This is a genomic window from Roseomonas sp. 18066 (assembly GCF_902706185.1).
Classification (GTDB): domain Bacteria; phylum Pseudomonadota; class Alphaproteobacteria; order Acetobacterales; family Acetobacteraceae; genus Pseudoroseomonas.
In genome coordinates this window covers 1-21,138 of record NZ_CACSJM010000083.1, presented here as the reverse complement: position 1 = coordinate 21,138, position 21,138 = coordinate 1, and the positions used below count along the sequence as shown (strand labels likewise).

The 21,138-nt window shown below is 70.9% G+C and carries 24 protein-coding genes; 13 read left to right on the top strand and 11 right to left on the bottom strand.

Translation table 11 applies throughout. From position 1 onward, the window contains the following. Window positions 1-251: 251 nt before the first annotated feature. The 3 genes from GVN67_RS17180 to GVN67_RS17170 all read left to right on the top strand — a co-directional run bounded on the left by GVN67_RS17180 (window position 252) and on the right by GVN67_RS17170 (window position 3,421). Complete coding sequence (locus GVN67_RS17180) at window positions 252-665, top strand: helix-turn-helix domain-containing protein (RefSeq protein ID WP_235035343.1); 414 nt, start codon at window positions 252-254, stop codon at window positions 663-665. Further along, window positions 665-1,897, top strand: a complete 1,233-nt coding sequence (locus GVN67_RS17175) for a type II toxin-antitoxin system HipA family toxin (protein ID WP_159998168.1) — start codon at window positions 665-667, stop codon at window positions 1,895-1,897. The genes GVN67_RS17180 and GVN67_RS17175 overlap by 1 nt, the downstream gene beginning before the upstream one ends. A 621-nt stretch (window positions 1,898-2,518) precedes the next feature. Then, a complete protein-coding gene (locus GVN67_RS17170; protein ID WP_159998166.1) occupies window positions 2,519-3,421 on the top strand; it encodes a hypothetical protein in 903 nt (300 codons plus the stop codon). On the opposite strand, the gene GVN67_RS17165 is transcribed toward GVN67_RS17170, so the two are convergent. Further along, window positions 3,418-4,296, bottom strand: a complete 879-nt coding sequence (locus GVN67_RS17165) for a LysR family transcriptional regulator (RefSeq protein WP_159998164.1) — start codon at window positions 4,294-4,296, stop codon at window positions 3,418-3,420. The genes GVN67_RS17170 and GVN67_RS17165 overlap by 4 nt on opposite strands. Before the next feature lie 134 nt (window positions 4,297-4,430). On the opposite strand from GVN67_RS17165, the gene GVN67_RS17160 reads away from it, so the two are divergent. Beyond that, window positions 4,431-5,072, top strand: coding sequence for a hydrolase (locus GVN67_RS17160; RefSeq protein ID WP_159998162.1), 642 nt, complete (start codon window positions 4,431-4,433; stop codon window positions 5,070-5,072). Window positions 5,073-5,139: 67 nt separating this feature from the next. On the opposite strand, the gene GVN67_RS17155 is transcribed toward GVN67_RS17160, so the two are convergent. Further along, the gene (locus GVN67_RS17155) at window positions 5,140-6,030 is read right to left on the bottom strand and encodes an SDR family oxidoreductase (RefSeq protein WP_159998160.1); all 891 of its coding nucleotides are present in this window, start codon (window positions 6,028-6,030) and stop codon (window positions 5,140-5,142) included. Window positions 6,031-6,126: 96 nt separating this feature from the next. Between GVN67_RS17155 and GVN67_RS17150 the strand changes: the two genes are divergently transcribed. The 8 genes from GVN67_RS17150 to map all read left to right on the top strand — a co-directional run bounded on the left by GVN67_RS17150 (window position 6,127) and on the right by map (window position 12,712). Next, the gene (locus GVN67_RS17150; RefSeq protein ID WP_159998158.1) at window positions 6,127-7,059 is read left to right on the top strand and encodes an AraC family transcriptional regulator; all 933 of its coding nucleotides are present in this window, start codon (window positions 6,127-6,129) and stop codon (window positions 7,057-7,059) included. Between the two features lie 83 nt (window positions 7,060-7,142). Further along, window positions 7,143-7,895 (top strand): acyl-CoA thioesterase, encoded by a 753-nt coding sequence (locus GVN67_RS17145; RefSeq protein WP_159998156.1) that lies wholly within the window; start codon window positions 7,143-7,145, stop codon window positions 7,893-7,895. A gap of 95 nt (window positions 7,896-7,990) precedes the next feature. Continuing rightward, complete coding sequence (locus GVN67_RS17140; RefSeq protein ID WP_159998154.1) at window positions 7,991-9,052, top strand: helix-turn-helix domain-containing protein; 1,062 nt, start codon at window positions 7,991-7,993, stop codon at window positions 9,050-9,052. 76 nt (window positions 9,053-9,128) lie between these two features. After that, window positions 9,129-9,791, top strand: coding sequence for a peroxiredoxin (locus GVN67_RS17135; RefSeq protein WP_159998152.1), 663 nt, complete (start codon window positions 9,129-9,131; stop codon window positions 9,789-9,791). 61 nt (window positions 9,792-9,852) lie between these two features. After that, window positions 9,853-10,245 carry a TfoX/Sxy family protein gene (locus GVN67_RS17130; RefSeq protein ID WP_159998150.1) on the top strand — a complete coding sequence of 131 codons (393 nt, stop codon included), beginning with the start codon at window positions 9,853-9,855 and terminating at the stop codon, window positions 10,243-10,245. A gap of 183 nt (window positions 10,246-10,428) precedes the next feature. Continuing rightward, the gene (locus tag GVN67_RS17125) at window positions 10,429-11,670 is read left to right on the top strand and encodes a GAF domain-containing sensor histidine kinase (protein ID WP_159998148.1); all 1,242 of its coding nucleotides are present in this window, start codon (window positions 10,429-10,431) and stop codon (window positions 11,668-11,670) included. A gap of 57 nt (window positions 11,671-11,727) precedes the next feature. Further along, complete coding sequence (locus GVN67_RS17120) at window positions 11,728-11,946, top strand: ParD-like family protein (protein ID WP_159998146.1); 219 nt, start codon at window positions 11,728-11,730, stop codon at window positions 11,944-11,946. Window position 11,947: 1 nt separating this feature from the next. After that, window positions 11,948-12,712, top strand: a complete 765-nt coding sequence (map, locus tag GVN67_RS17115) for a type I methionyl aminopeptidase (protein ID WP_159998144.1) — start codon at window positions 11,948-11,950, stop codon at window positions 12,710-12,712. Between the two features lie 10 nt (window positions 12,713-12,722). Here map and GVN67_RS17110 read toward each other — a convergent pair whose 3' ends face one another. Further along, on the bottom strand, window positions 12,723-14,153 hold the full coding sequence (locus tag GVN67_RS17110; protein ID WP_159998142.1) for a Hint domain-containing protein: 1,431 nt from the start codon (window positions 14,151-14,153) through the stop codon (window positions 12,723-12,725). A gap of 92 nt (window positions 14,154-14,245) precedes the next feature. Continuing rightward, entirely contained in the window at window positions 14,246-15,694 is a 1,449-nt protein-coding gene (locus GVN67_RS17105; RefSeq protein ID WP_159998140.1) for a PLP-dependent aminotransferase family protein, read from the bottom strand. A 159-nt stretch (window positions 15,695-15,853) separates the two neighbouring features. On the opposite strand from GVN67_RS17105, the gene GVN67_RS17100 reads away from it, so the two are divergent. Next, entirely contained in the window at window positions 15,854-16,489 is a 636-nt protein-coding gene (locus GVN67_RS17100) for an FMN-binding negative transcriptional regulator (RefSeq protein ID WP_159998138.1), read from the top strand. Here GVN67_RS17100 and alkB read toward each other — a convergent pair. The 7 genes from alkB to GVN67_RS17065 all read right to left on the bottom strand — a co-directional run bounded on the left by alkB (window position 16,486) and on the right by GVN67_RS17065 (window position 21,105). After that, a complete protein-coding gene (gene alkB, locus GVN67_RS17095) occupies window positions 16,486-17,133 on the bottom strand; it encodes a DNA oxidative demethylase AlkB (protein WP_159998136.1) in 648 nt (215 codons plus the stop codon). The two genes, GVN67_RS17100 and alkB, sit on opposite strands and share 4 nt — an antisense overlap. Beyond that, window positions 17,134-17,940 (bottom strand): DUF72 domain-containing protein, encoded by an 807-nt coding sequence (locus GVN67_RS17090; protein ID WP_159998134.1) that lies wholly within the window; start codon window positions 17,938-17,940, stop codon window positions 17,134-17,136. Between the two features lie 94 nt (window positions 17,941-18,034). After that, window positions 18,035-18,580, bottom strand: coding sequence for a methylated-DNA--[protein]-cysteine S-methyltransferase (locus GVN67_RS17085; protein ID WP_159998132.1), 546 nt, complete (start codon window positions 18,578-18,580; stop codon window positions 18,035-18,037). Further along, the gene (locus tag GVN67_RS17080; RefSeq protein WP_159998130.1) at window positions 18,577-19,056 is read right to left on the bottom strand and encodes a methylated-DNA--[protein]-cysteine S-methyltransferase; all 480 of its coding nucleotides are present in this window, start codon (window positions 19,054-19,056) and stop codon (window positions 18,577-18,579) included. The genes GVN67_RS17085 and GVN67_RS17080 overlap by 4 nt, the downstream gene beginning before the upstream one ends. A gap of 83 nt (window positions 19,057-19,139) precedes the next feature. Then, window positions 19,140-20,075 (bottom strand): hypothetical protein, encoded by a 936-nt coding sequence (locus tag GVN67_RS17075; RefSeq protein WP_159998128.1) that lies wholly within the window; start codon window positions 20,073-20,075, stop codon window positions 19,140-19,142. Window positions 20,076-20,089: 14 nt separating this feature from the next. Next, window positions 20,090-20,365, bottom strand: coding sequence for an acylphosphatase (locus GVN67_RS17070; protein WP_159998126.1), 276 nt, complete (start codon window positions 20,363-20,365; stop codon window positions 20,090-20,092). A gap of 35 nt (window positions 20,366-20,400) precedes the next feature. Then, window positions 20,401-21,105 carry an ATP12 family chaperone protein gene (locus GVN67_RS17065; protein ID WP_159998124.1) on the bottom strand — a complete coding sequence of 235 codons (705 nt, stop codon included), beginning with the start codon at window positions 21,103-21,105 and terminating at the stop codon, window positions 20,401-20,403. Window positions 21,106-21,138: the final 33 nt, after the last annotated feature.

Below are 21,138 nucleotides of genomic sequence, written 5' to 3'. Positions count from 1 at the left end.
TCTCACTCTCAGGGCGCGGCGTTGACCAACATTGCTCGGGGAAGGCCCCTGCCGAAAGGAGAGTGAGATGAACAGGACACTGCGCAGCGAGGAACATCTCACTAGCGGCTGAACTGAAGCAGCACTCACCAGGCGCAGTCGTAGCGACGTGCCGCTGCCACCACTGGCGGCCAGTAGCTTCACGAAGGTGCCGGAAGCCCGCTGCTGTGCATTACCCTTGCTGCATTCGATAATCAGTCATATATGATGTGATGAAGGGTTATAATTATCGTATCTGGATCATTGCAATGGGATCGCCAAAATCAAAGTCTGCCCTGGAAAGGCTGGGTAGCGATGTCCGCGGCGCTCGTTTACGGCGCGGAATCGCCGTGGCCGATCTGGCGGTGCGCGCGGGTACGTCGCCGAGCACCGTAGCACGCTTGGAAAAGGGGGATCCCGGTGTCGCGCTCGGTACGCTCGCCGATATCCTGGTTGTGCTTGGTCTTATCGACCGGCTGACCGATCTGATCGACATCCGCAAGGACGATCTGGGTCTGGCGCTGACCGCCGAACGCCAGCCACGTCGCGGGCGGTCTTTTGCGACCACGCTACGCAGGCAGAAGGTCAAGGGTAAGACGGCGCAGGATGATGCGGATGTTGTCGATCCGGACGGCGCGTCATTCTGATGCCCGACTTCAACGCCCATGTCGTTCTCGGCGAAAGCCTGACACCTGTTGGTCAACTGCGTTTCACACAGGCCGGGCCGCGCCAGTTCTCGACCTTTGCCTATGACCCCGCCTGGATTGAGAATCCCCGCGCCTTTGCCGTGCAGCCGACCTTCCCCCTAGAGGCCGGACCATTTCACACATCGGGTCAGTCAGGAAACGTGCGCGACGCACTGGCAGGTGTCTTTGCCGACGCAGCGCCGGATAGTTGGGGCCGCAGGCTTCTCGAGCGCGCCTATGGCAACGGCCTTTCCGAATTCGAGTATTTGACCTTGTCCGATGATACGTGCCGGCAGGGCGCGCTGCGGTTTCTCGACGATGCCGGACAAGTCATCCGGGGCGGTGCGGCCGATGCTGTGCCACGCTTAGTCGATCTGCAGGCGATCACGGCCATCGCGCGGGCCTATGAGCAAGGCAGGGAGATTTCCGCCGAGGAGATGCAGGCGCTTGCTGGCGCGGGCGGCTCCGGCGGCGCGCGTCCCAAGGCCAATGTCCGGGACGGCGAGACGCTCTGGCTTGCCAAGTTCACCTCGGTCCACGACCAGCAGCCGATCGAGCGCGTTGAGGTTGCGACGCTTCGCCTGGCCCGTGCCTGCGGCATCCGCACGCCCGAGGTCAGGTTGGAGTTGGCCGACACGCCGTTTCCGGTGGCACTGATCCAGCGGTTCGATCGGCGCGGGACCGCACGTATTCCTTACATCTCGGCCCGCACTGCCCTTGGCAAGACCGGAACCGACCTGGGCTCCTATACGGAGATCGTCGACTTCATGCGAGCAAATGCCGCTGTTCCGCAGTCCGATTTCGGCGAGCTCTTCCTGCGTCTGATCTTCACGATCCTCGTGTCGAACAAGGATGACCATCTGAAAAATCACGGCTTCCTCTATGTGGGGTCGGGCCGCTGGCGACTGTCTCCGGTTTTCGATGTGAATCCTGCGCCAGATCGCAATCCGCATCTTGAAACGGCGATCCTTGAGGGCGGCGCGCATGATCGGTCCATCCGTCTGGCCCTTGAAGCGTGCGAATTCTTCGAGATCGCCGAAGCAGATGCTCGCCGGATGATCCGCGAGACGGCGCTGCGCATTTCCGACGGATGGCGTGAGGTGTTTCGACAGGTGGGCGTCTCGGGTACTCTAGCGCGCGAATATGAAGCCGCCTTCGTCAATGAGCAGACCGAATTCGCGCTTGCCATCTAAACGTCAGATATAAACGATATATAGACTTAATAAGTCATATATGGCGTATTACGCTGTTCGATCGAAGAGGGTGATTTGGGCTCCGAAGCTATTCATTTGGTTCGATAGGTGTTTCACAATCTCCCCCGAGAAGGCGGGTGATGTCACAGGCCGCACCTGTAGCGCGGTCGGGAATATGGCTTTGAGTGGTCCTGATTATCGCGCATCTCACATGCGCGATAATTCTCCCAATTGGCCTGATCTTTCTCAACCAGCAACGCTGCGGCTGGAGGCTAGCCTGGATGGTTCGCGCCGGGCCGCTCGCCTGAGGCCGGATGGCATCCGCCCGCGATGCGTGATATAGTCTGGGTGTCGGTACTTTTTTGACGCGCGTCGAGTACGCCGCCGGGTGCCGCGAGGTGCAAAAATCGTCCAACTGATCCCGATAGTTGGCGAAACCTCAAAAATATTTTTCTGGCGATTTTCCCTTTAAAATCAACAGCGTAACTTTTTGACGATCTCAGTGTCGGAATTTCCCTGTAGCCAGAAAAAATTTTGCAGTTATTTCAAATGGTTATATGCTGTTTAAACAATCGAATGGGAGTGAGCCGCCTGCGCCCTGTCGGCCGGGGGTAGTGGCTGATGGGACCCGACCGGCCGCCCTGGGCCGATGACTTCCGGCTGCATGGGCTGGTTGGGTTTGACGATGTGCTGGGTGCGAATGGCGGCTTCCCCGTCGGCGTCACCCGCGAGACCCCGCCTGAATTGCGCCGCCGGATCCTGGCGGCGCTTTTTTCGTATCAGGCCGGGTTGAAGTCGATCGACGGCACGCTGCGGCGCTATGTCGATCCGCAGACCTACGAGGTGCCGCCGCCGCGCAGCCTGGGCGATGCGGTCAGCGACTATCTGGCGGACTGCCGCGGCATCCTGATGCAGGAGCTGAAGGCGCTGCATCCCGATGATCCCGGCAGCTTCGGCCGCCTGGCCGCGGAGGTAACGCTCTACACGCTGCCCTCCACCCTCGACACCGCGCGGCATCTAGCTGATCAGGGGCGGCTGCTGGAGGCGGTGCCGGCGCTGTGGCTGGCACTCGAAATGATGGCCTGGGCGGCGGCGGCTTTTCGGATCACTGATCCTGCGATGGTCAAGGATCTGAAGGCGACAAAGTGCATAGGCCGGTTGAAGCCGGTCTTCCCTGCGGCGGGCGAACTCTACGGCCTGATGTCGCGCTATGCCCATTGGGAGGAGGCGATCCATTTCGGCTTCCTGAGCGTCTGTGAGGCCGGGACCGGGGTGCTCGAAGCCTCCAGTCAGTTCCGCGCCATCGCCCTCGCGCTGTGTCTGGCGGTGCTGGACGGCCTAGTGGCGGTGGTGCGCCACCTCTACGGCACAGCCGGCGATGCGCTGGCGCTGGCCATCCAGGGCACGCTCGCCTTGGATGATACGCGCCGGACGCAGCAGCATCTCCTGACCGTCGCGGCGACAACGCAGATCAACGAGGCCCTGGTCATCTGGTCGCTGCTGGAAGGGCCCGAGACGGCCTAACTCCTGCCAGGTTCCGCGAAACACGCCACCAGCATCTCCGTCAGCACCCGCACCTTCCGCGAGGGATGCGGCCCCGGCGGGCGGATGACATAGATCCCCGCCGGCGGCGGCGGGTGGCGCGGCATCACCGTCACCAGCGCGCCGGAGGCCCGGTGCTCCGCGGTGATGCCGTCCGGGATCCAGGCGATGCCGAGGCCCGCCAGCGCCGCGGCGGCCAGCGCCGTGGCGTTGTCGGCCTTGAAGCGCCCCTGCGGCCGCAGCGTCACCACCGTGTCGCCCTCCATCAGCTGCCAGGCCTCGGTGCCCTGCATCAGCGCCTGGTGGCTGGCGAGCTCGGCCGGTGTCTCCGGCAGGCCATGGGCGGCGACATAGGCCGGGCTGGCGACCAGCCGGCCTTGCAGCGGCCCGATGCGCCGGGCGACCAGGTTGGAATCGGCCAGGTAGCCGACGCGGATGGCGCAGTCGAAGCCCTCGGCGATCAGGTCGACGAAGCGGTCGCTATAGGCGGCGTGGACCTGCAGCTTCGGGTGGCGCCGCGCCATCTCGGCCAGGACGGTGGCGAAATGCGTGGGCCCGAAGGTCAGCGGCACGGCGACGCGCAGCCGGCCGCAGAGCTCGCCCTCGGGCAGCAGCGTCTCCCGCGCCAGGTCGATCTCGGCGCAGGCGCGGGCGGCATGGTCGCGGAAGGTGGCGCCGGCCTCGGTCAGCGCCGCGCCGCGGGTGGTGCGCGCCAGCAGCTGCACGCCGAGCTCCGCCTCCAGCCGGGCCAGCTGCCGGCTGACGATCGACTTGGCCAGGCCCAGCCGCCGCGCGGCGGGCGAGACGCCCCCGGCATCGGCCACCTCGACGAAGATCCGCAGCGCTTCGATATCCAACCCGGCGTTCCTGATCTGGCGACACAGCTTGGCACGGCGCGGCGCTATCGCAGCCCTGACCGCGATGACAGTTTCCGGCGCGCCAGTCTCCCGGCCCATCCACCCGGCAAACAATGGCGGCAGAGGAAGTATCCATGACCTTTCGCAATGGCCTTGATTCACTGCTTCGTCCCGAGGATTCGGTGCTGGTCCTGATCGACCACCAGCCGTTCCAGCTGACCAACCTGAACAGCCACGACCCGCAGACGGTGATCAACAATTCGGCCGGCCTCGCCAAGGCGGCGAAGGCCTTCGACGTGCCCACCATCCTGACCAGCGTGATCGCGCGCCAGGGCGGCCTGATCTTCCCGCAGATCACCGAGGTCTTCCCCGGCCAGGCGGTCATCGACCGCACCTTCATCAACACCTGGGAGGACAAGCCGACGGTCGATGCGGTCAAGGCCACCGGCCGCAAGCAGCTGATCATCGCCGGCCTCTGGACCGAGGTCTGCGTCGCCATGCCGGCGATCCAGGCGGCGGGCGAGGGCTGGGATGTCACAGTGGTCACCGATGCCTGCGGCGGCGTCTCGGTCGAATCGCACCAGGTCGCCATCCAGCGCATGCTCGCCGCCGGGGTGAACATGATGACCTGGCTGGCCGTGGCCTCCGAATGGCAGCGCGACTGGGCCCGGACCGAGCATGTCGCGGGGCTGATCGAGGTGATGAAGCAGCATGCCGGCGCCAGCGGCATCGCCTATCTGTGGGAGCAGCAGCTGCTCGCCACGCCGGTGGCCTGACCTGGCGCGGGGGTGGCGACGGCGCCACCCCCGCATCGGCGGCTGGCCACCCGCCGGACGCTGCGCCTCAGCCGTCGAAATACCCTGCCGTGGCCAGGTCCTGCAGCAGCCCGGGCCCGTCCGGCTGCCAGCCCAGGGTCGCCCGCGTCCAGGCGCTGTCGGCCGGATTGTCCAGCCCGGCGAAATGGGCGAACCAGCCGAAATGCGCGGCGGCCTCGGCCGGCGGCAGGCTGGCGGCGGGGATGCCCAGCCCGGCGCCGATCGCCTCGGCCAGGACGCGGAAGGGGAGGCCGCGTTCGGCGACCGTATGGAAGCGGGCGCCGGGGGTGGCGTGGTCCAGCGCCAGGCGGAACAGCCGCGCCGCATCGGCGCGATGCACCGCCGGCCACAGGTTCGCGCCATCGCCGGGATAGCCGGCGACCCCCGTCTCCCGCGCCAGCCGGATCAGGTGCGGCACGAAGCCATGGTCGCCCGCCCCATGCACCGAGGGCGGCAGCCGCACCACCGCCACCCGCTGGCCGGTCGCCGCCAGGGCATCGGCCGCCTCTTCCGAGGCGCGGCGCGGGTTGCGGCTGCTGGCCGGAACTCCCTGGGATTCCAGCGCCAACCCGCCGCCGGCCAGCAGCGCGGTGCCGGAGGTGACCAGCATCGGCGCGCCCTCGGCGAGGCCGGCGCCCAGCGCGGCGATCGCCTGCCGGTCCGTCTCGCAGCTTTCGGCGAACCGGGAAAAATCATGGATGAAGCCGGCATGGATGACGGCCTCGGCCGCGGCGGCGCCGGCGGTCAGGCTGGCCGTGTCGGCCAGGTCGCCGCGATGCGGCGTGGCGCCGCCAGCGCGCAGCGCCTCGGCGGCGGTGTCGCTGCGCGCCAGGGCCAGGACGTCGTGGCCGGCGGCCAGCAGCTCCGGCAGCAGGGCCGATCCGATGAAGCCCGAGGCGCCGGTCAGGAAGATGCGCATGGTGGGGAAGCCTTTCTCAACGCCGGCGCAGGCTAGGCCCGGTGGCCGCGACGCCCTATGCTGGAACCGCCAAAAAAATGTCGCGAGCGTCCGGCGATGGATCCCCTGTCCCAGGTTCTGGCCCTGCTGCGGCCGCGCCACCACCGCTTCGGCGGCTTCACCGCCGGCGGGCGCTGGGCGCTGCGCTTCGCGCCCTATGCCGGCATCAAGTGCTATGCGGTGGCCGAGGGCGCCTGCTGGCTGGCGCTGGACGGGGAAGATCCGCGCCGCATCGAGGCCGGCGACTGCTTCCTGCTGCCGCGCGGCATCGGCTTCACCATCGCCAGCGACCTGCAGGCCGCGCCGCTGCAGGCGCTGGACGTGCTGCCGCGGGCGGCGAATGGCGCGATGGCGGCGCTGCCCGGGGCGCGCGACTTCGCGGTCATGGGCGGGCATTTCCTGGTCGAGGAAGGGCCGGCGGCGGCGCTGCTCGGCGCCCTGCCGGCCATCGTGCACCTGCCCGGCGAGGCCGAGCGCGACAGCCTGCGCTGGAGCATCGAGCGGCTGCGGGAGGAACTCGCCGGCGAGCAGCCCGGCGGCGCCTGGCTGGTGCAGCAGCTGGCCGCGATGATCCTGGCCCAGGCGCTGCGGCGGCACCTGGCCGAGACCGGGGCGCGCCAGGTCGGCTGGCTCTTCGCGCTGGCCGACCGGCCGCTGCGCCAGGCGCTGGGCGCGATCCATGCGGCGCCGGCGCGGCGCTGGAGCCTGGCGGCGCTGGCGGCCGAGGCCGGGATGTCGCGCTCCAGCTTCGCCGCGCATTTCCGCGCGCGGGTGGGGATGGCGCCGATGGCCTATCTGACGCGCTGGCGCATGCTGCTGGCGGCCGACCGGCTGGCGCATACCGGCCAGCCGCTGGCCGAGATCGCGCAGGCGCTGGGCTATGCCTCGGACAGCGCCTTCGCCGCCGCCTTCAAGCGCGAGATGGGCACGCCGCCGCGCCGTTTCGCCGGCAGCCCGCCCCTTGCGGCGGCGGCATCCCCGGGCCGATAATCCGCGACATCCGGCCCGGCAGAGGCCAGCGCCCTGGGGAGGGCCACGCCCGCTCTCCGCGACCCTCCCAGGCGACAGGCCCGATGCCCGCAAATTCTCCCGTCCGGCTGTTCGACATCGTCACGCCCGGCAGCACCAACCACCACGGCACCCTCTTCGGCGGCATTGGCCTGGCGCATATGGACAAGGTCGCCTTCATCGCCGCGGCGCGCTTCGGCCGGGCGGACTTCGTCACCGCCAGCTGCGAGCGCATCGACTTCGCAGCCCCCTGCCGCCTGGGCGACATCGTCACCGTCGAGGGCAGGGTGGTCCGCCGCGGCCGCCGCTCGCTGGGCGTGGAAGTGAAGCTGCTGGCCGAGGCGCCGCTCTCCGGCGAGATCCGCCATTGCGGCGGCGGGCTTTTCTCCATGGTCGCCATCGGCGAGCCGCCGCCGGTGTTCCCGGAACTGGTCGAAAGTGTCGCGGACATTGAAGAAGAACTCCGCATGGTCGACCTGGTGCTGCCCGGCCTGACCGGGCAGGGCGGGCGGATGGCGGCGGGGCGCAGCATCGACGCCATGGCCCGCGCCGCCTGGATCGCCGCGACCCGCGCGACGCGGCAGGAGCTGCAGCTGGCCGAATCCCGCGACGTGGTGCTGGAGCAGGCGATCGCCCCGGGCGAGGTGATGGAGCTGGTGCCCCGGCTGGAGGCGGCGGCCCCCGGCGACCTCTGGGTCAGCGTCGAGCTGCGCGCCGAGGATGTGCTGACCGGCGTGCAGCGCCGCTGCGGCGGCGGGCGGTTCCGGCTGGCGGCGGTGCCGGCCCTGGCCGGCCTCGCCACGCCGGTCGCGGCCTGACGGGAGCTTGGCCGCCGCCGTGTCGCTGCCATAATGGTGGCCGCGTCGCCGCCCGAGCCCCGGCGCCGTCGCCACGCCCGGGGAGGGCCGCAGCCATGACGCCCGACGCGGCAGCACCGGAGCCGGCGCCGCCCATCCTGGCCGGCCGCTTCACCGACCCCGAGGCCATGGCGCAGGCGCTGCGCGGCGTCAGCCCGGCCACCGCCGGCCCCTATCCGGCCATCGTCGCCGGCCGGCCCTTCGAGGGCGAGCTGGCCGTCGGCATGCTGCACCGGCTGGGCATCGCGGTGGGCCGCTTCGCCCAGGCCATCCCGCAAAGCGCCGGCATCGCCGGGCAGCACACCTTCATGATGGCGACCGAGCCCGGCCTGACCCGCCGCGTCTCCGGCTGGCGGCTGGGGGAAGGGCAGATCTTCCACTTCCGCCCCAGCGAGCAGACGGTCGCCAGCTCGCCGCACGGCCAGCCCTGGGCCTTCGGCATCATCGCCGTGCCCTTCGACAGGATGGCGGCCGAGCGGGCGGCGCTGGGCGCCCTGGCCAGCCTGCCGCTGGACGATGACCGGATGTTCCAGGCGCCGCGCGCGCCGCAGCAGCGGCTGCTGGCGCTGCTGCAGGACTTCGCCCGGCTGGCGCGGGAGGCGCCCTGGGTGCTGGCGGCGCCGGCGCCCGCCCGGGCGCTGTCCGGCAGCCTGCTGGAGGCCCTGCTGGCCTGCCTGGATCAGGGCCAGCTGCGGCGCGACCGGGCGGCGCTGCGGCGGCACCGGCAGATCGTCGCCCGCCTCGACCAGGCGCTGCGCGACCGGCCGGAGGAGATGCTCTCGCTCGGCGACCTCTGCCGCGCCGCCGGCGTCGCGCCGCGCACCCTGGGCCTGGCCTGCCAGGAATTCCTCGGCATGGGGCCGGTGCAGCATGCGCGCGGGCGGCGGCTCGACCTGGTGCGCCAGCACCTGCTGGCGGCCGACCCGGCGCGCAGCCAGGTCACCGGCGTCGCCATGCGCTTCGGCTTCTGGGAGCTGGGCCGCTTCGCCGCCGCCTATCGCGCCCGCTTCGGCGAGCGGCCCTCGGCGACGCTGCAGCGCGCCGGTCACGCTGAAGCTATCGTCCTGCCCGCCGCTTCATGCCAGGATTGCATAGTCGCGCGGCGGAGCGGTTCCTAGATGAGGGCGCACCGTCAGGCAGGCGGGGCGCCGGGCACCGCCCGCGCCTGGCGCCAGCCATCCAGGAGGAGGTCCCATGTCGCTTCGCATCAACGCCACCGCGCCGAATTTCCAGGCCCAGACCACCCAGGGGCAGATCGATTTCCACGAATGGATCGGCGACAGCTGGGCGATCCTGTTCTCGCATCCGAAGGACTTCACGCCGGTCTGCACCACCGAGCTGGGCTACATGGCGGGGCTGAAGCCGGAATTCGACCGCCGCAACACCAAGGTCATCGGCCTGTCGGTCGACCCGGTGGACAACCATGCCAGATGGGCCGCCGATATCGAGGAGACCCAGGGCCACGCCGTCAACTTCCCGATGATCGGCGACACCGAGCTGGCGGTGGCCACCGCCTATGACATGCTGCCCGAGGGCGCCGGCACCACTTCCGAGGGGCGCACGGCGGCCGACAACGCCACGGTGCGCGCGGTCTTCGTCATCGGCCCGGACAAGAAGATCAAGGCGATGCTGACCTACCCCATGACCACGGGGCGCAATTTCGACGAGGTGCTGCGGCTGCTGGATTCCTGCCAGCTGACCGCCCGCCACACCCTGGCCACCCCGGTCAACTGGCGCCCGGGCGACGATGTCATCATCCCGCCCGCGGTCAGCAACGAGGTCGCCGCCCAGAAGTACCCGGCCGGCTGGAAGACGCTGAAGCCCTATCTCCGCGTCGTCGCCCAGCCCAAGGACTAATTTTTCTCAGTTCCGGGCGGCCGGTGGCCGCCCGGGAGCGCGCGCAGGAGAGACGAGGCGCATGGCGGTTTCGCGCTCCTTCCTGGAGCTGGTGCTGGGGATGCTGGCGCCGCTGGGGCCGGTGCCGCATCGCGCCATGTTCGGCGGCGTCGCGCTGTTCCAGGGCGAGCGCATCTTCGGCATCGTCACCGGCGGCGACCGCCTGTTCTTCCGCGTCGACGACCAGACCCGCCCCCGCTTCGAGGCCGCTGAAGCCGAGCCCTTCACCTATGCGACCCGTCGCGCGGGCGGCACGCGGGTCGTGGCCCTGTCCTACAGCGCCCCGCCCGAGACGATGCTCGACGACCCCGACGAGTTCCTGGCCTGGGCCCGGCTGGCCCTGGCCGCCGCCGCGCGGGCGCCGGTCAGGTCGCCGGTCGGGGCGCCGGTCAGGGCCCGGCGGAAGCCGCGCTGATCCAGCCCTGCCAAGCTGGACGCCGCCCGAGCGGGCCGCTATTTTGACCCTGGAACATCGGCGCCAGAATGGCTGCCGGCCCTGCCGGGCAAGCCTTCCCCCTCCAGGCCACCCCTCCTGGGCGCGCGCAGCGGGGGCGGCCCGCCCGGCCCGGCCAAGCCCCGTGCAGGAGCAGCCTCCGCCTTGGACGCCGACCACCAGACCGACCTCGACGCCATCCGCGCCATCCCGGCGGTGACCACCATCCTGGACGTGGTCTGCCGCAGCACCGGCATGGGCTTCGCCGCGGTGGCCCGCGTCACCGAGGAGCGATGGATCGCCTGCAGCGTCAAGGACGATATCGGCTTCGGCCTGGTGCCGGGCGGCGAGCTGCGGCTCGACACCACGATCTGCCACGAGATCCGCGACAGCCGCCAGGCCGTGGTGATCAACCACGTCGCCGAGCACCCGGAATTCTGCCGGCACGCGACCCCGGCGCTGTATGGCTTCCAAAGCTATATCTCGATGCCGATCCTGCTGCCCGACGGCCGCTTCTTCGGCACGCTCTGCGCCATCGACCCGAAGCCGGCGCAGCTGGAGAACCCCGAGACCATCGGCATGTTCCGGCTCTTCGCCGAGCTGATCGGCCATCACCTCGATGCCGGGGAACGGGCCCGGGCCAGCGCCCTGGCCAGCGCCGCCGCTTTGGCGCGGGCGCAGGACGCGCTCGCCGCCAGCGCCGCCAGCCTGGCCGAGGAGCGCAGCACGGCGGCCCTGCGCGAGGAATTCGTGGCGATCCTCGGCCATGACCTGCGCAACCCGATCTCGGCGATCGAATCCGGCATCCGCATGGTGCAGGCGACGCCGGTCGACAGCACCGCCACCATGGTGCTGGGCATGATGCAGCAGAGCGTGCTGCGGATGAGCGAGCTGGTCAGCAACATGCTGGACTTCGCCCGCGTCCGGCTGGGCGGCGGCATCGGGCTGAACCGGGTGGCCGATGCCGACCTGGCCGGCACGCTGCGCCAGGTGGTGGGCGAGCTCGGCGTGGTCTGGCCGGAGCGGCGCATCGGCCTGCGGCTGGAGCTCACCGAGCCGGTGGAATGCGACCCGGCCCGCATCGGCCAGCTCTGCTCCAACCTGCTGTCCAACGCCCTGACGCATGGCCCGGACGCGGCGCCGATCCGCGTCGAGGCCAGCGCCGCCGGCGGCGTCTTCACCCTGTCGGTGGCCAATGACGGGCCGCCGATCCCGCCGGCGACGATCGGCCAGCTGTTCAAGCCCTTCTCGCGCGGCGGCGGGCCGCAGGCGCCGCAGGGGCTGGGCCTCGGCCTGCATATCGCCGCCGAGATCGCCCGCGCGCATGGCGGCAGCCTGTCGGTGACCTCGGAGGCGGGGGAGACGCGCTTCGTCCTGCGCATGCCCGCGGACACCAGGCCGGCTTGACCGGGCGATATACGAACCATATACGGTTCGTGTATCGGGCGGTGGCGAGGGGCGGGCATGGGCATCGTGAAGATCGACGACGGGCTGCATGAGGAGATCCGCCGCGCCAGCACGGTGATGTGCCGCTCGATCAACGCCCAGGCCGAGTTCTGGATGAAGATCGGCATGCTGGCCGAGGCCAATCCCGGCCTGTCCTTCACCGAGATCGTCCGGCGCGAGCTGGCCGCCGCCCAGGCCTCCCCCGCCGAGACTTCCCCCGTCGAGGCCGCCGCCTGACATGGTGAAGACCACGGCGGAGCTGGCGCTGATGCGCGTCTCCGGCCGGCTGCTGGCCGCGGTCTTCGAGATGCTGGACCGCACCACGCTGGCGGGGATGTCGACGCTGCAGGTCAACGACCTGGTCGAGCGCTTCATCACCGGCGGGCTCGGCGCCCGCCCGGCCAGCAAGGGGCAATACGGCTTCGACTTCGTGCTGAACGCCTCGATCAACCATGTCGTCTGCCACGGCGTGCCGAGTGCCGCCGAGATCATCCGCGACGGCGACATCGTCAACCTCGACATCACGCTGGAGAAGGGCGGCTTCATCGCCGATTCCAGCAAGACCTACCTGGTCGGCGAGGCCTCGCCGCAGGCGCGCCGGCTGGTGCGCGTGGCGGAGGAGGCGATGTGGCAGGGCATCGGCCAGGTGCGGCCCGGGGCGCGGCTCGGCGATATCGGCTTCGCCATCGAGCGCCATGCCCGGCGGCACGGCTATGCGGTGGTGCGGCAGTATTGCGGCCATGGCATCGGCCGCGACATGCACGAGGAACCCCAGGTGCTGAACTTCGGCAAGCCCGGCACCGGGCTGCGGCTGCGCGAGGGCATGGTCTTCACCATCGAGCCGATGCTGAACCAGGGCAGCCGGCAGGTCGCGACCGAGCCCGATGGCTGGACCGTGGTGACGACCGACCGCAAGCTGTCCGCCCAGTTCGAGCACACGGTGGCGGTGACCCAGACCGGGGTCGAGGTGCTGACGCTGCGCCAGGGCGAGAGGGCGGCCTGAGCCGCGCGGCTCAGCCGGCCTGGCGTATCTCCTCCCTGGGCGCCTCCAGCCAGTAGGTCATCCGCAGCGGCAGCCGGACGGTCAGTTCGCCGCCCTCGCGGAAGGCGGCGAACAGCGCCGCCGGCAGATGCGCCTCGCCATTGGTCCAGCGCCAGCGATGCCGCCCGTCGGCCTCGCAGCCATGGAAGCCCTCGGCGAGGATCCCGGCATGGGCGCCGATGGTCAGCTCGGCCTGCGGGCCGCGCAGGGTGAGTTCCGCCACCGCCAGGCCCAGCCGGCGGTCGTCGCCGCTGCCCTCCACCCAGGCCGGCACCCCGGCCCGCGAGCGCAGCCGGATCGCCTGCCAGTCGCCGGGCGGCAGGGCGAAGACCAGCGCATCCTCCTCCTGCCGCAGCGGCGCGATCGCCACCCCGTCCAGCACCAGCCGGGGCTCGGCCTCGGTGGTGGTGGCATGGCCCAGCGCCCGGGCACGGGCGATCAGGCGGCGGCGCAGCGCCTGCAGCGCCGGGCCTTCCTCCAGCTTCGGCGCGCAGGCGCCGGCCTCCCACAGCTGCTGCGCCACCATCCGGTGCAGCGCGACCACCGGGCCGCCATTGCTGAAGGCGGCGCGGTTGCCGGTGTCGAGATAGCTTTCCGCCGGCAGGCCCTCGGCCAGCAGGATGGCATGGGCCGGCAGCTCGACATGGTAGTAGGTCACCGGCGCCGGCGGCTCGCGCAGGATGGTGGCGCCATTGACCAGCTGGCGGATGGTGACCAGCGCGCCGTCGACGAAGACCGAATGGTCGGGCGACAGCCGCAGGTCGCGATAGGGCAGGCCCTCGCCGAAGGCATCGGCGCGGATGCGGATGGCGCAGAAATCCGCAGGGTCCGGCATGCGGGCGGGGTCGACCCGGCGATGGCCGATCCAGACCACCGGCTGCTCGGCGCCGCCCAGCGTCAGCACGCGGTCGCCCTCGCGCAGCGCCTCGACCGCGACCTCGCCGCGGGTGGTCAGGATGCGGCTGCCGGCGGCGTAGCAGGTCGGCACGAAGCTGCCGGCCAGCGGGCTGTCATTGGGGTAGACGGTGACGCTGCCCTCGCCGATCGGACCGTTGGTGAACAGCCACTGCACCGGCTGCGTGCCGCTGTGGCTGTTGACGGTGAAGGCGCCGGCCGAATGGTGGCCGATCTGGCCGTTATAGTAGTTGCCCGGCCAGTCGGAGGTGCCGCCGGCATGTTCCCAGATCTGCACCGTGTTGGTGGCGGGCTCGGTCATGGTGACGGTGTATTGGTACTGGGTGCCGCCGGGGGTGGGCGGCACATGCACCACCAGGAATTTCAGCCCGCCATCCGGCAGGTCGGTCACCCGGTAGGCATAGTCCGGCGTGCCCACCGTATAGGCCGAGGTCTGCTGCTCCCCATAGGTGAGGGACTGGAAAGTCGATCCGATGTTTCCGCTCATGAACAGGGCTCCTGGTGCCACGGGCTGACCCTGGGGAAGACCTGTTCCGATGACGGTTTATTCCGGTCGATCAAAGAGAGTTGATCCGGGCCTCAGCCCAGCTCGTCGACCGCGGCCTTCAGCGCCAGCACCGCGCGCTCGATCCGCTTCGGCTCCAGCGCGCCATAGCCCATCATCAGCCCGAGCGTCGCGGGCCGTGGCGCGCCGGGGGCGTAGAGCGGCGCCACCGGATGGATGCCGATCTGGCGCTTCAGCGCGGCGGCGCGCAGCGGCTCGGCGGCCCCGGCCGGCAGGCTGTCCAGCCAGGCCAGCAGATGCAGCCCGGCGGCATCGCCCTCGATGCGGATGGCATTGCCGAAATGCCGCCGCAGCGCCTCGATCAGCAGGGCGCGGCGCTCGGCGTTGCGGCGGCGCAGGCGGCGGATATGCCGCTCATAGGCGCCGCTCTCCAGCAGGGAAGCCAGCGCCGCCTGCTCCAGCGCGGCGGTGTGGCGGTCGGTCAGCTGCTTGGCCACCACGAAGCTTTCGGTCAGCGCCGGCGGCAGCACCAGGTAGCCCAGGCGGAGCGTGGGGGAGAGCGTCTTCGACACGGTGCCGAGATAGATCACCGGGGCGGCGGCATCGCCCTCCTCCGCCAGGGCGTGCAGCGGCGGGATGGGGGCGATGTCGTAGCGGAACTCGCTGTCGTAATCGTCCTCGATGACGAAGGCGCCCTGGCGCCGGGCCCAGTCGAGCAGGGCGCGGCGGCGCGCCACCGGCAGCACGCCGCCCAGCGGGAACTGATGCGAGGGCGTCACATAGGCCAGCCGCGCCGATACTTTTTCCAATTCCTCCGTGCGCAGCCCCTCCGCATCGACGGGAACCGGGATCGCTTCGGCGCCGACACTGGAAAAAATATGGCGGGCCATGGCGTAGCCGGGATTTTCCAGGACGACGCGGTCGCCCGGGTCCAGCAGCAGCCGGGCGCAGAGGTCCAGCCCCTGCTGCGAGCCATTGACCACGACGATCTGGCTGTTCTCGCAGCGCAGCCCGCGGGCGCGCCACAGATAGGCCTGCAGCGCCGCGCGCAGGTCGGGCGCGCCCTGCGGGTCGCCATAGGACAGCCGGTCGGGGCGGCGGGCGATGGCGGCATCCACCGCGCGCTTCCACAGCAGCGTCGGGAAGTCGCTGGCGGCCAGGTCGCCATAGCGGAAATCGGCGATCAGCCGGGCGGGGGAGGGCTGCCAGCGCACCGGCCCGCCCGGCAGCCGCGCCGCATAGGCGGAGAGCCGCGGCCCGGGCGGCGGGGCGGCGGTCGCCGGCGCGGCGGGGGAGGGCGCCAGCCCCGCCACCTGTGGCCGCGCGCCCTGGCGAATGGCGACGAAGCCCTCGGCGGCCAGCTGCTCATAGGCGGCGGTGACGGTGGTGCGGGAGACGCCGAGCTCCAGCGCCAGGGCGCGGGAGGAGGGCAGCAGCCCCTGGCTGCCATAGGCGCCGGCCAGGATCTGCTCCTTCAGCGTCGCATAGATCGCGCGCCCGCCCGGGCGTGGCTGGACCACCATCTGCCGTCCGAATTCCTCAAGCCTGCCCAGCCAGTGTCGCGCGCGGCGCGGCGGCCGCCAAGGACTACTGGACCAGCCGGATCGCCGCCAACTGGTCCTGCGCAGGCGGCGCGGCTTGCGCCAAAGCTGCGCCACCCCTTTCGCCGAAGAAGCCCCGCCATGTACCTGCCACCGCATTTCGAGGAGCGCGACCGCGCGGCGCTGCACGCCCTGGTCGCCGCCCATCCGCTGGGGGCGCTGGTCACCCAGGGGCCGCAGGGGCTGGACGCCAACCACCTGCCCTTCCTGCTGACGCCCGGGAAGGACGGCGCGCCGGACCGGCTGGAGGCGCATCTGGCGCGCGCCAACCCGGCGCTGGCGGCGATCGGCGAGGGGGCGGAGGTGCTGGTGATCTTCCGCGCCGAGCAGGCCTATGTCTCGCCCAGCTGGTACCCCAGCAAGCACGAGGCGCATCGCCAGGTGCCGACCTGGAACTACCGCGTGGTGCATGCGCATGGCCGCGCCGTGCTGCATGACGACGAGCGTTTCCTGCGCCCGCTGCTGGCCCGGCTGACCCGGGTGCACGAGGCGTCGCTGGAGCAGCCCTGGAAGATGGCCGATGCCGAGCGCGGCTATCTGGACGCGCGCATGAAAGAGATCGTCGGGCTGGAGATCGTGCTGACGCGGCTGGAGGGCAAGTCGAAGCTCAGCCAGAACAAGGAGCGGCGCGACATCGAGGGCGCGGCGGCGGGCCTGGCCGCCCATGGCGCGCCGGCGCTGGGGGCGGCGATGCTGGACGCGGCGCCGAAGGACTAGCCGGCGCGGCGGAAGGTCAGGTTCAGCCGGGCGGCGCCGGTCGCCGGGTGGTGGCCCGGCTTCAGCGCCAGCACGCCGTGGTGGAACAGGCGCGAGGGGCCGCCCCAGGCCAGCACGTCGCCATGCTCGAGCGCCAGGCGGCGCAGCGCGTCGCCACGCTGCAGCCCGCCCCATTGGAACACCGCCGGCAGGCCGAGCGAGACCGAGACGATCGGCGCGCCGGTGTCGCGCTCGTCGCGGTCCTGGTGGAGGGCGAGCTTCGCCCCGGGGACATAGCGGTTGATCAGGCAGGTATCCGGCTGGAAATCCGCGAAGCCGGCCTCGGCCGCGGCGGCCTGCGCCAAAGCGCGGAAGCCGGCGGGCATGGCAGGCCAGGGCGCGCCGCTGTCGGGGTCGCGACCGGCATAGCGGTAGCCGCGGCGGTCGGTGACCCAGCCCAGCGCGCCGCAGCTGGTCATGGCCACCGACATGGCGAAGCCGCCGGGGGTGACCATGTGGCGGAAGGGCGCCTGCTCGGCGATGGCCGCGATGCCGGCCAGCAGCTCCGGCGCTGCGTCCCGCGCGAAGCCGCGCAGCAGCAGGGCGCCGGCGGAGAGCGGCTCCCGCGCCGGGGGCGGTGGCGCGAACAGATCGGGCTGCGCCATTCAGCCGCAGCGCTCGATCAGCGCCATGGCCGCCGCCGGGTTTTTCACCTTGTGCCCGCTGATGACATACAGAAAGACATCGCGGGGCGGGGCCTTCTTCTCGGGGGCGGCGACGGGGTCGAGGCCTTCGGGCGGCTTGCCCGTGGCCCAGGCCTGGGCGCGGGCGGCCCAGCGGTCGAGGTCGGTGGCCGAATAGCCCTCGGCCTCGTCCTCGCGGGTGCCCATGATGCGGGCATAGACGAAGGGGGCGGTGGCGTCTGCGATCTGGGGATAGCCGGAATCACCCGCGGTGATCACCGCGACGCCATGCTCGCGGGCGAGGGCGATGAAGTCGGGGTGCTTGAAGCTGTCGTGGCGGACCTCGACGGCGTGGCGCAGGGCGCGGCCCTCGACGCTGGCGGGCAGCAGCTTGAGGAAGCCAGCGAAGTCGTCGGGGTCGAAGGCCTTGGTCGCCATGAACTGCCAGTTGATCGGCCCCAGCTTGTCCTTCAGCTCCAGGATGCCGCCGGTGACGAAGCGCTCGATGCTCTGGCCGGCCTCGGCGAGGACGCGGCGGTTGGTGGCGAAGCGCGGCGCCTTCAGCGAGAAGACGAAATTTTCTGGGGTTTCATCGTGCCAGCGGGCGAAGCTCTCGGGCTTCTGCGAGCCGTAATAGGTGCCGTTGATCTCGATGCTGCCGAGCTGCGCGGCGGCATATTCCAGCTCCCGCTTCTGCGGGTGGCGGTCGGGGTAGAAAGGGCCGCGCCAGGGCTCGTAGGTCCAGCCACCGATGCCGATGCGGATGTTTCCGGACGCTGCCTTGGCCATGCTTCGCTCCTTGCGCCGCAGGATCAGCCCTGCCGGTCCAGTCTGCCCGCTCCGCGCCGGGCGTGAAGGGGAAGGATGCGTGACATCGCGGATATCAGAGCAAGAAGCTGGGCTGCTCCGGCGGCAGCGGCACGCCCTCCAGCCGCAGCATCAGCCGCTTGGTGACGGCGCCGCCCGGGGCCGAGAAGCCGCCCAGCGCGCCGCCGGCGGCCAGCACCCGGTGGCAGGGGACGATCAGCGGCACCGGGTTGCGCGACATGGCGACGCCGATGTCGCGCGCCGCCTCGCGGCCGAGGCCGAGCCGGGCCGCCAGGGCGCCATAGGTGGTGGTGGTGCCCCAGGGCAGGGCCCGGGTCGCCGCGTAGATCTTTCGGTGCGTCTCGTCCTCGACGGCGGTGTCGAGGGGGACGTCCGCGAATGTTTCCGGCGCGCCGTCGAAGTAGCGGCGGACGGCGTCGATGAGGGCCTCCACCGCCGGGGGCGGCGGGGCGCGGGTGGAGGCGATGCGGCGGGTCAGGGCGGCCTCGGTCGCGGCGGCGTCGTCGGCGGGCAGCTGGAAGCGGGCCAGGCCGCTGCCGGTCCAGGCCAGGCCGCAGGGGCCGGCGGCGGTGTCGAAGACGGCGTGACGCAGGCTGGTCATCGATGGCGCGCCTCGAGGTCGAGCAGCCATCGCTTGGCGTCCAGCCCGCCGGCGAAGCCGGTGAGCGCCCCGCCGCTGCCGATGGCGCGATGGCAGGGTGTCACGATGGAGATCGGATTGCGACCATTGGCGGCGCCGATCGCCCGGCTGGCTTTGGGGTTGCCAGCCTGCTGCGCCAGGCCAGCGTAGCTGCGGGTCTCGCCATAGGGGATGGCGCGGAGGGCGGCCCAGTGGTTGCGCTGGAAATCCGTGCCGGTTTCGTGGAGCGGAAGCGCGAAGGCGGTTCGCGTGCCTTGGAAGTATTCGTGCAGCTGGCGCGCGGTCTCGGCGAGGATAGGGTTCTGCGCGTCGAGGGCGTCGGGCAGGCGGATGCGGTGGGGGTTTTCGCCGGGCCAGAGGATGGCGTGCAGGGCGTCTTCTGTCGCGAAGAGCTGGAGCTGTCCGACCGGCGTGTCGATGGTGTGTCTGCGGAGCATGGGGTGCGTTCCGCCGATGGACAGCGTCCATCGGCCCAGACAGAAAAAAGATGGGGGTCCGGGGGAATTCATTCCCCCGGAACTTACTTTTTCTTGTGCCTCTCGACGATCTCGTCGAATCGCTCGCGGCGGAGGCGTTCGTAGTGCCGCCGGTGGAAGCCGTCGACCTCGAGCAGCTTGGCGTCGGTCAGCGGCTGGAAGTCGTAGGTCTCGCTCTGGGCGATCGACATCTTGTCGAAGCCCATGTTGCGAAAGTGCTGGGGCGAGAAGGAATTGCCGCGCTCGCCGATATAGAGGCCGAAGGACACGGTGGTCAGCACCCGGGTCATGTCGAGCTCGAGGCAGGCGATCGACTTGGCGGCGTCCTGGGAGGAGGCCTCGGAGGCGATGGCGAGCGGGCGGAACATCTCGTAGATCGCCGCGTGGTCGCGGGCGTTGTAGTCGCGGCCTTCGAGCAGCGCGTAGTAGGGCTCGAGCCACTTCATCATGCGGCGCCAGGCGTGGCGGCGCAGGCCGAAGCCCCAGTGGTGCTCGAGCGGGATGTACTTCACCACCGGCCCTGGATAGTCGCGGCGGTGGTCGCCATAGGCGCCGAAATAGGCCACGCGGTCGAAGGGGGCGGTCAGCGCCTTCAGGCGTTCCAGGGCGAAGAGGTACCAGGGGCCGAGCTCGAGATCGTCCTCGAAGAAATAGCCGAGCTCGGCGTTCAGCTCGTCGAAGACCAGGCGCTCGCCGCGCAGGATGTTGCGGGCGACGCCCAGGTTGTGCGGCGAGGCCAGGACCGGGCTGTCGGGGAAATGGCGGCGGAAGGCGGCGATGGAGGCCGCGATGTCCTCGTCCTTCGCGAAGCGCTTGCCCGTGCGCGGGGAGACGGCGGCGTCCTGCAGCAGGAAGACCCGCTTCGGGTCGATCACCACGCCGCGCTGCTTCGTCAGCGAGGCAGCGACCCGGTCCAGGTAGTCCGGGCGGTCGAAGGCGTAGAGGATGATCGGCGTGTCGACCACGCGTGGTTCGATCAAGGGGGGCGCCTCGGTCAAAGCCCGGGCTCGCGGCGGAAGCCGGGCAGCTCGGGGGGCTCGGCGAATTCCTCGGTGATGACGTCGACGCGGGCCAGGCGCGGGCCGGCGCGGCAGGCGGTCAGCAGGGCGCCCACGGCGGCCGCGTCGCCGGCGACCAGCGCCTCGACGCTGCCATCGGCGCGGTTGCGCACCCAGCCCTGCACGCCCAGGCGGTTGGCCTCGGCCACCATCCAGTCGCGATAGCCGACCCCCTGCACCCGGCCCTCGATGCGCACCCGCTTGGCGTCCATCCTGGTCGCTCCCTGCTCTGGCCCGACAGCCTGCTTCAGCGCCGCGCCAGGGCCAAGAGGCGGGCGGCCAGATCGACATCGGCGGCGACGTTGCGGCGGCGCTCGGCGGCCTCGGCGTCGACGCCCCAGAGCTCCTGCTGGAAATCCTCGTCGAGGAAGGCCAGGCGCGTGGCCTCGGCGGCGTCCAGATGGCCCTCGGCCAGGGCCAGGCCCAGCACCAGGCTGCCCAGCGCCGGGATGGCGACGCCCAGCGCCGCCAGCTCCAGCGCGTTGCGGCGGGCGAGGGCCGCGGCCAGCGCGGCGCGGGAGGCGGCGGGCTGGCTGATCGGCATGATGCCGGTGGTGACGCCGAGCGGCGCGCCATACTGGTCGACCGCCCATTCCAGCAGCGGCTGCCATTCGCGGCGCTGGCGGGCGGCCAGGCGCGGCTCGGCGGCGCGGTAGCAGAGCAGGTCGGTGCCGCCATATTCGGCCAGCGCCAGGATCGAGGGCTCGGTGTCCGGGGCGATGCGGTCCAGCGCGGTGGCGACGACCCGGGTCAGGGGCACGTCCTCCATGCGGAACTCGGCGCCCTTGGCGCCGCCGGCGGCCTGCCATTCGGCGGCGACGGCCTCGGCAAGGGGGGCGGTGGGCAGGCTCAGGGGCCCGGCGCCGGGCAGGCGCAGCGGGCGTCCATCGAGCAGCACGGCATGGCCATCCCCGGTGCGGGTCGCGACGGCCTGATCCCAGAAACGCTTCATGCGCTGGCTTATGGGGGGCGGGCGGCGCCGCGC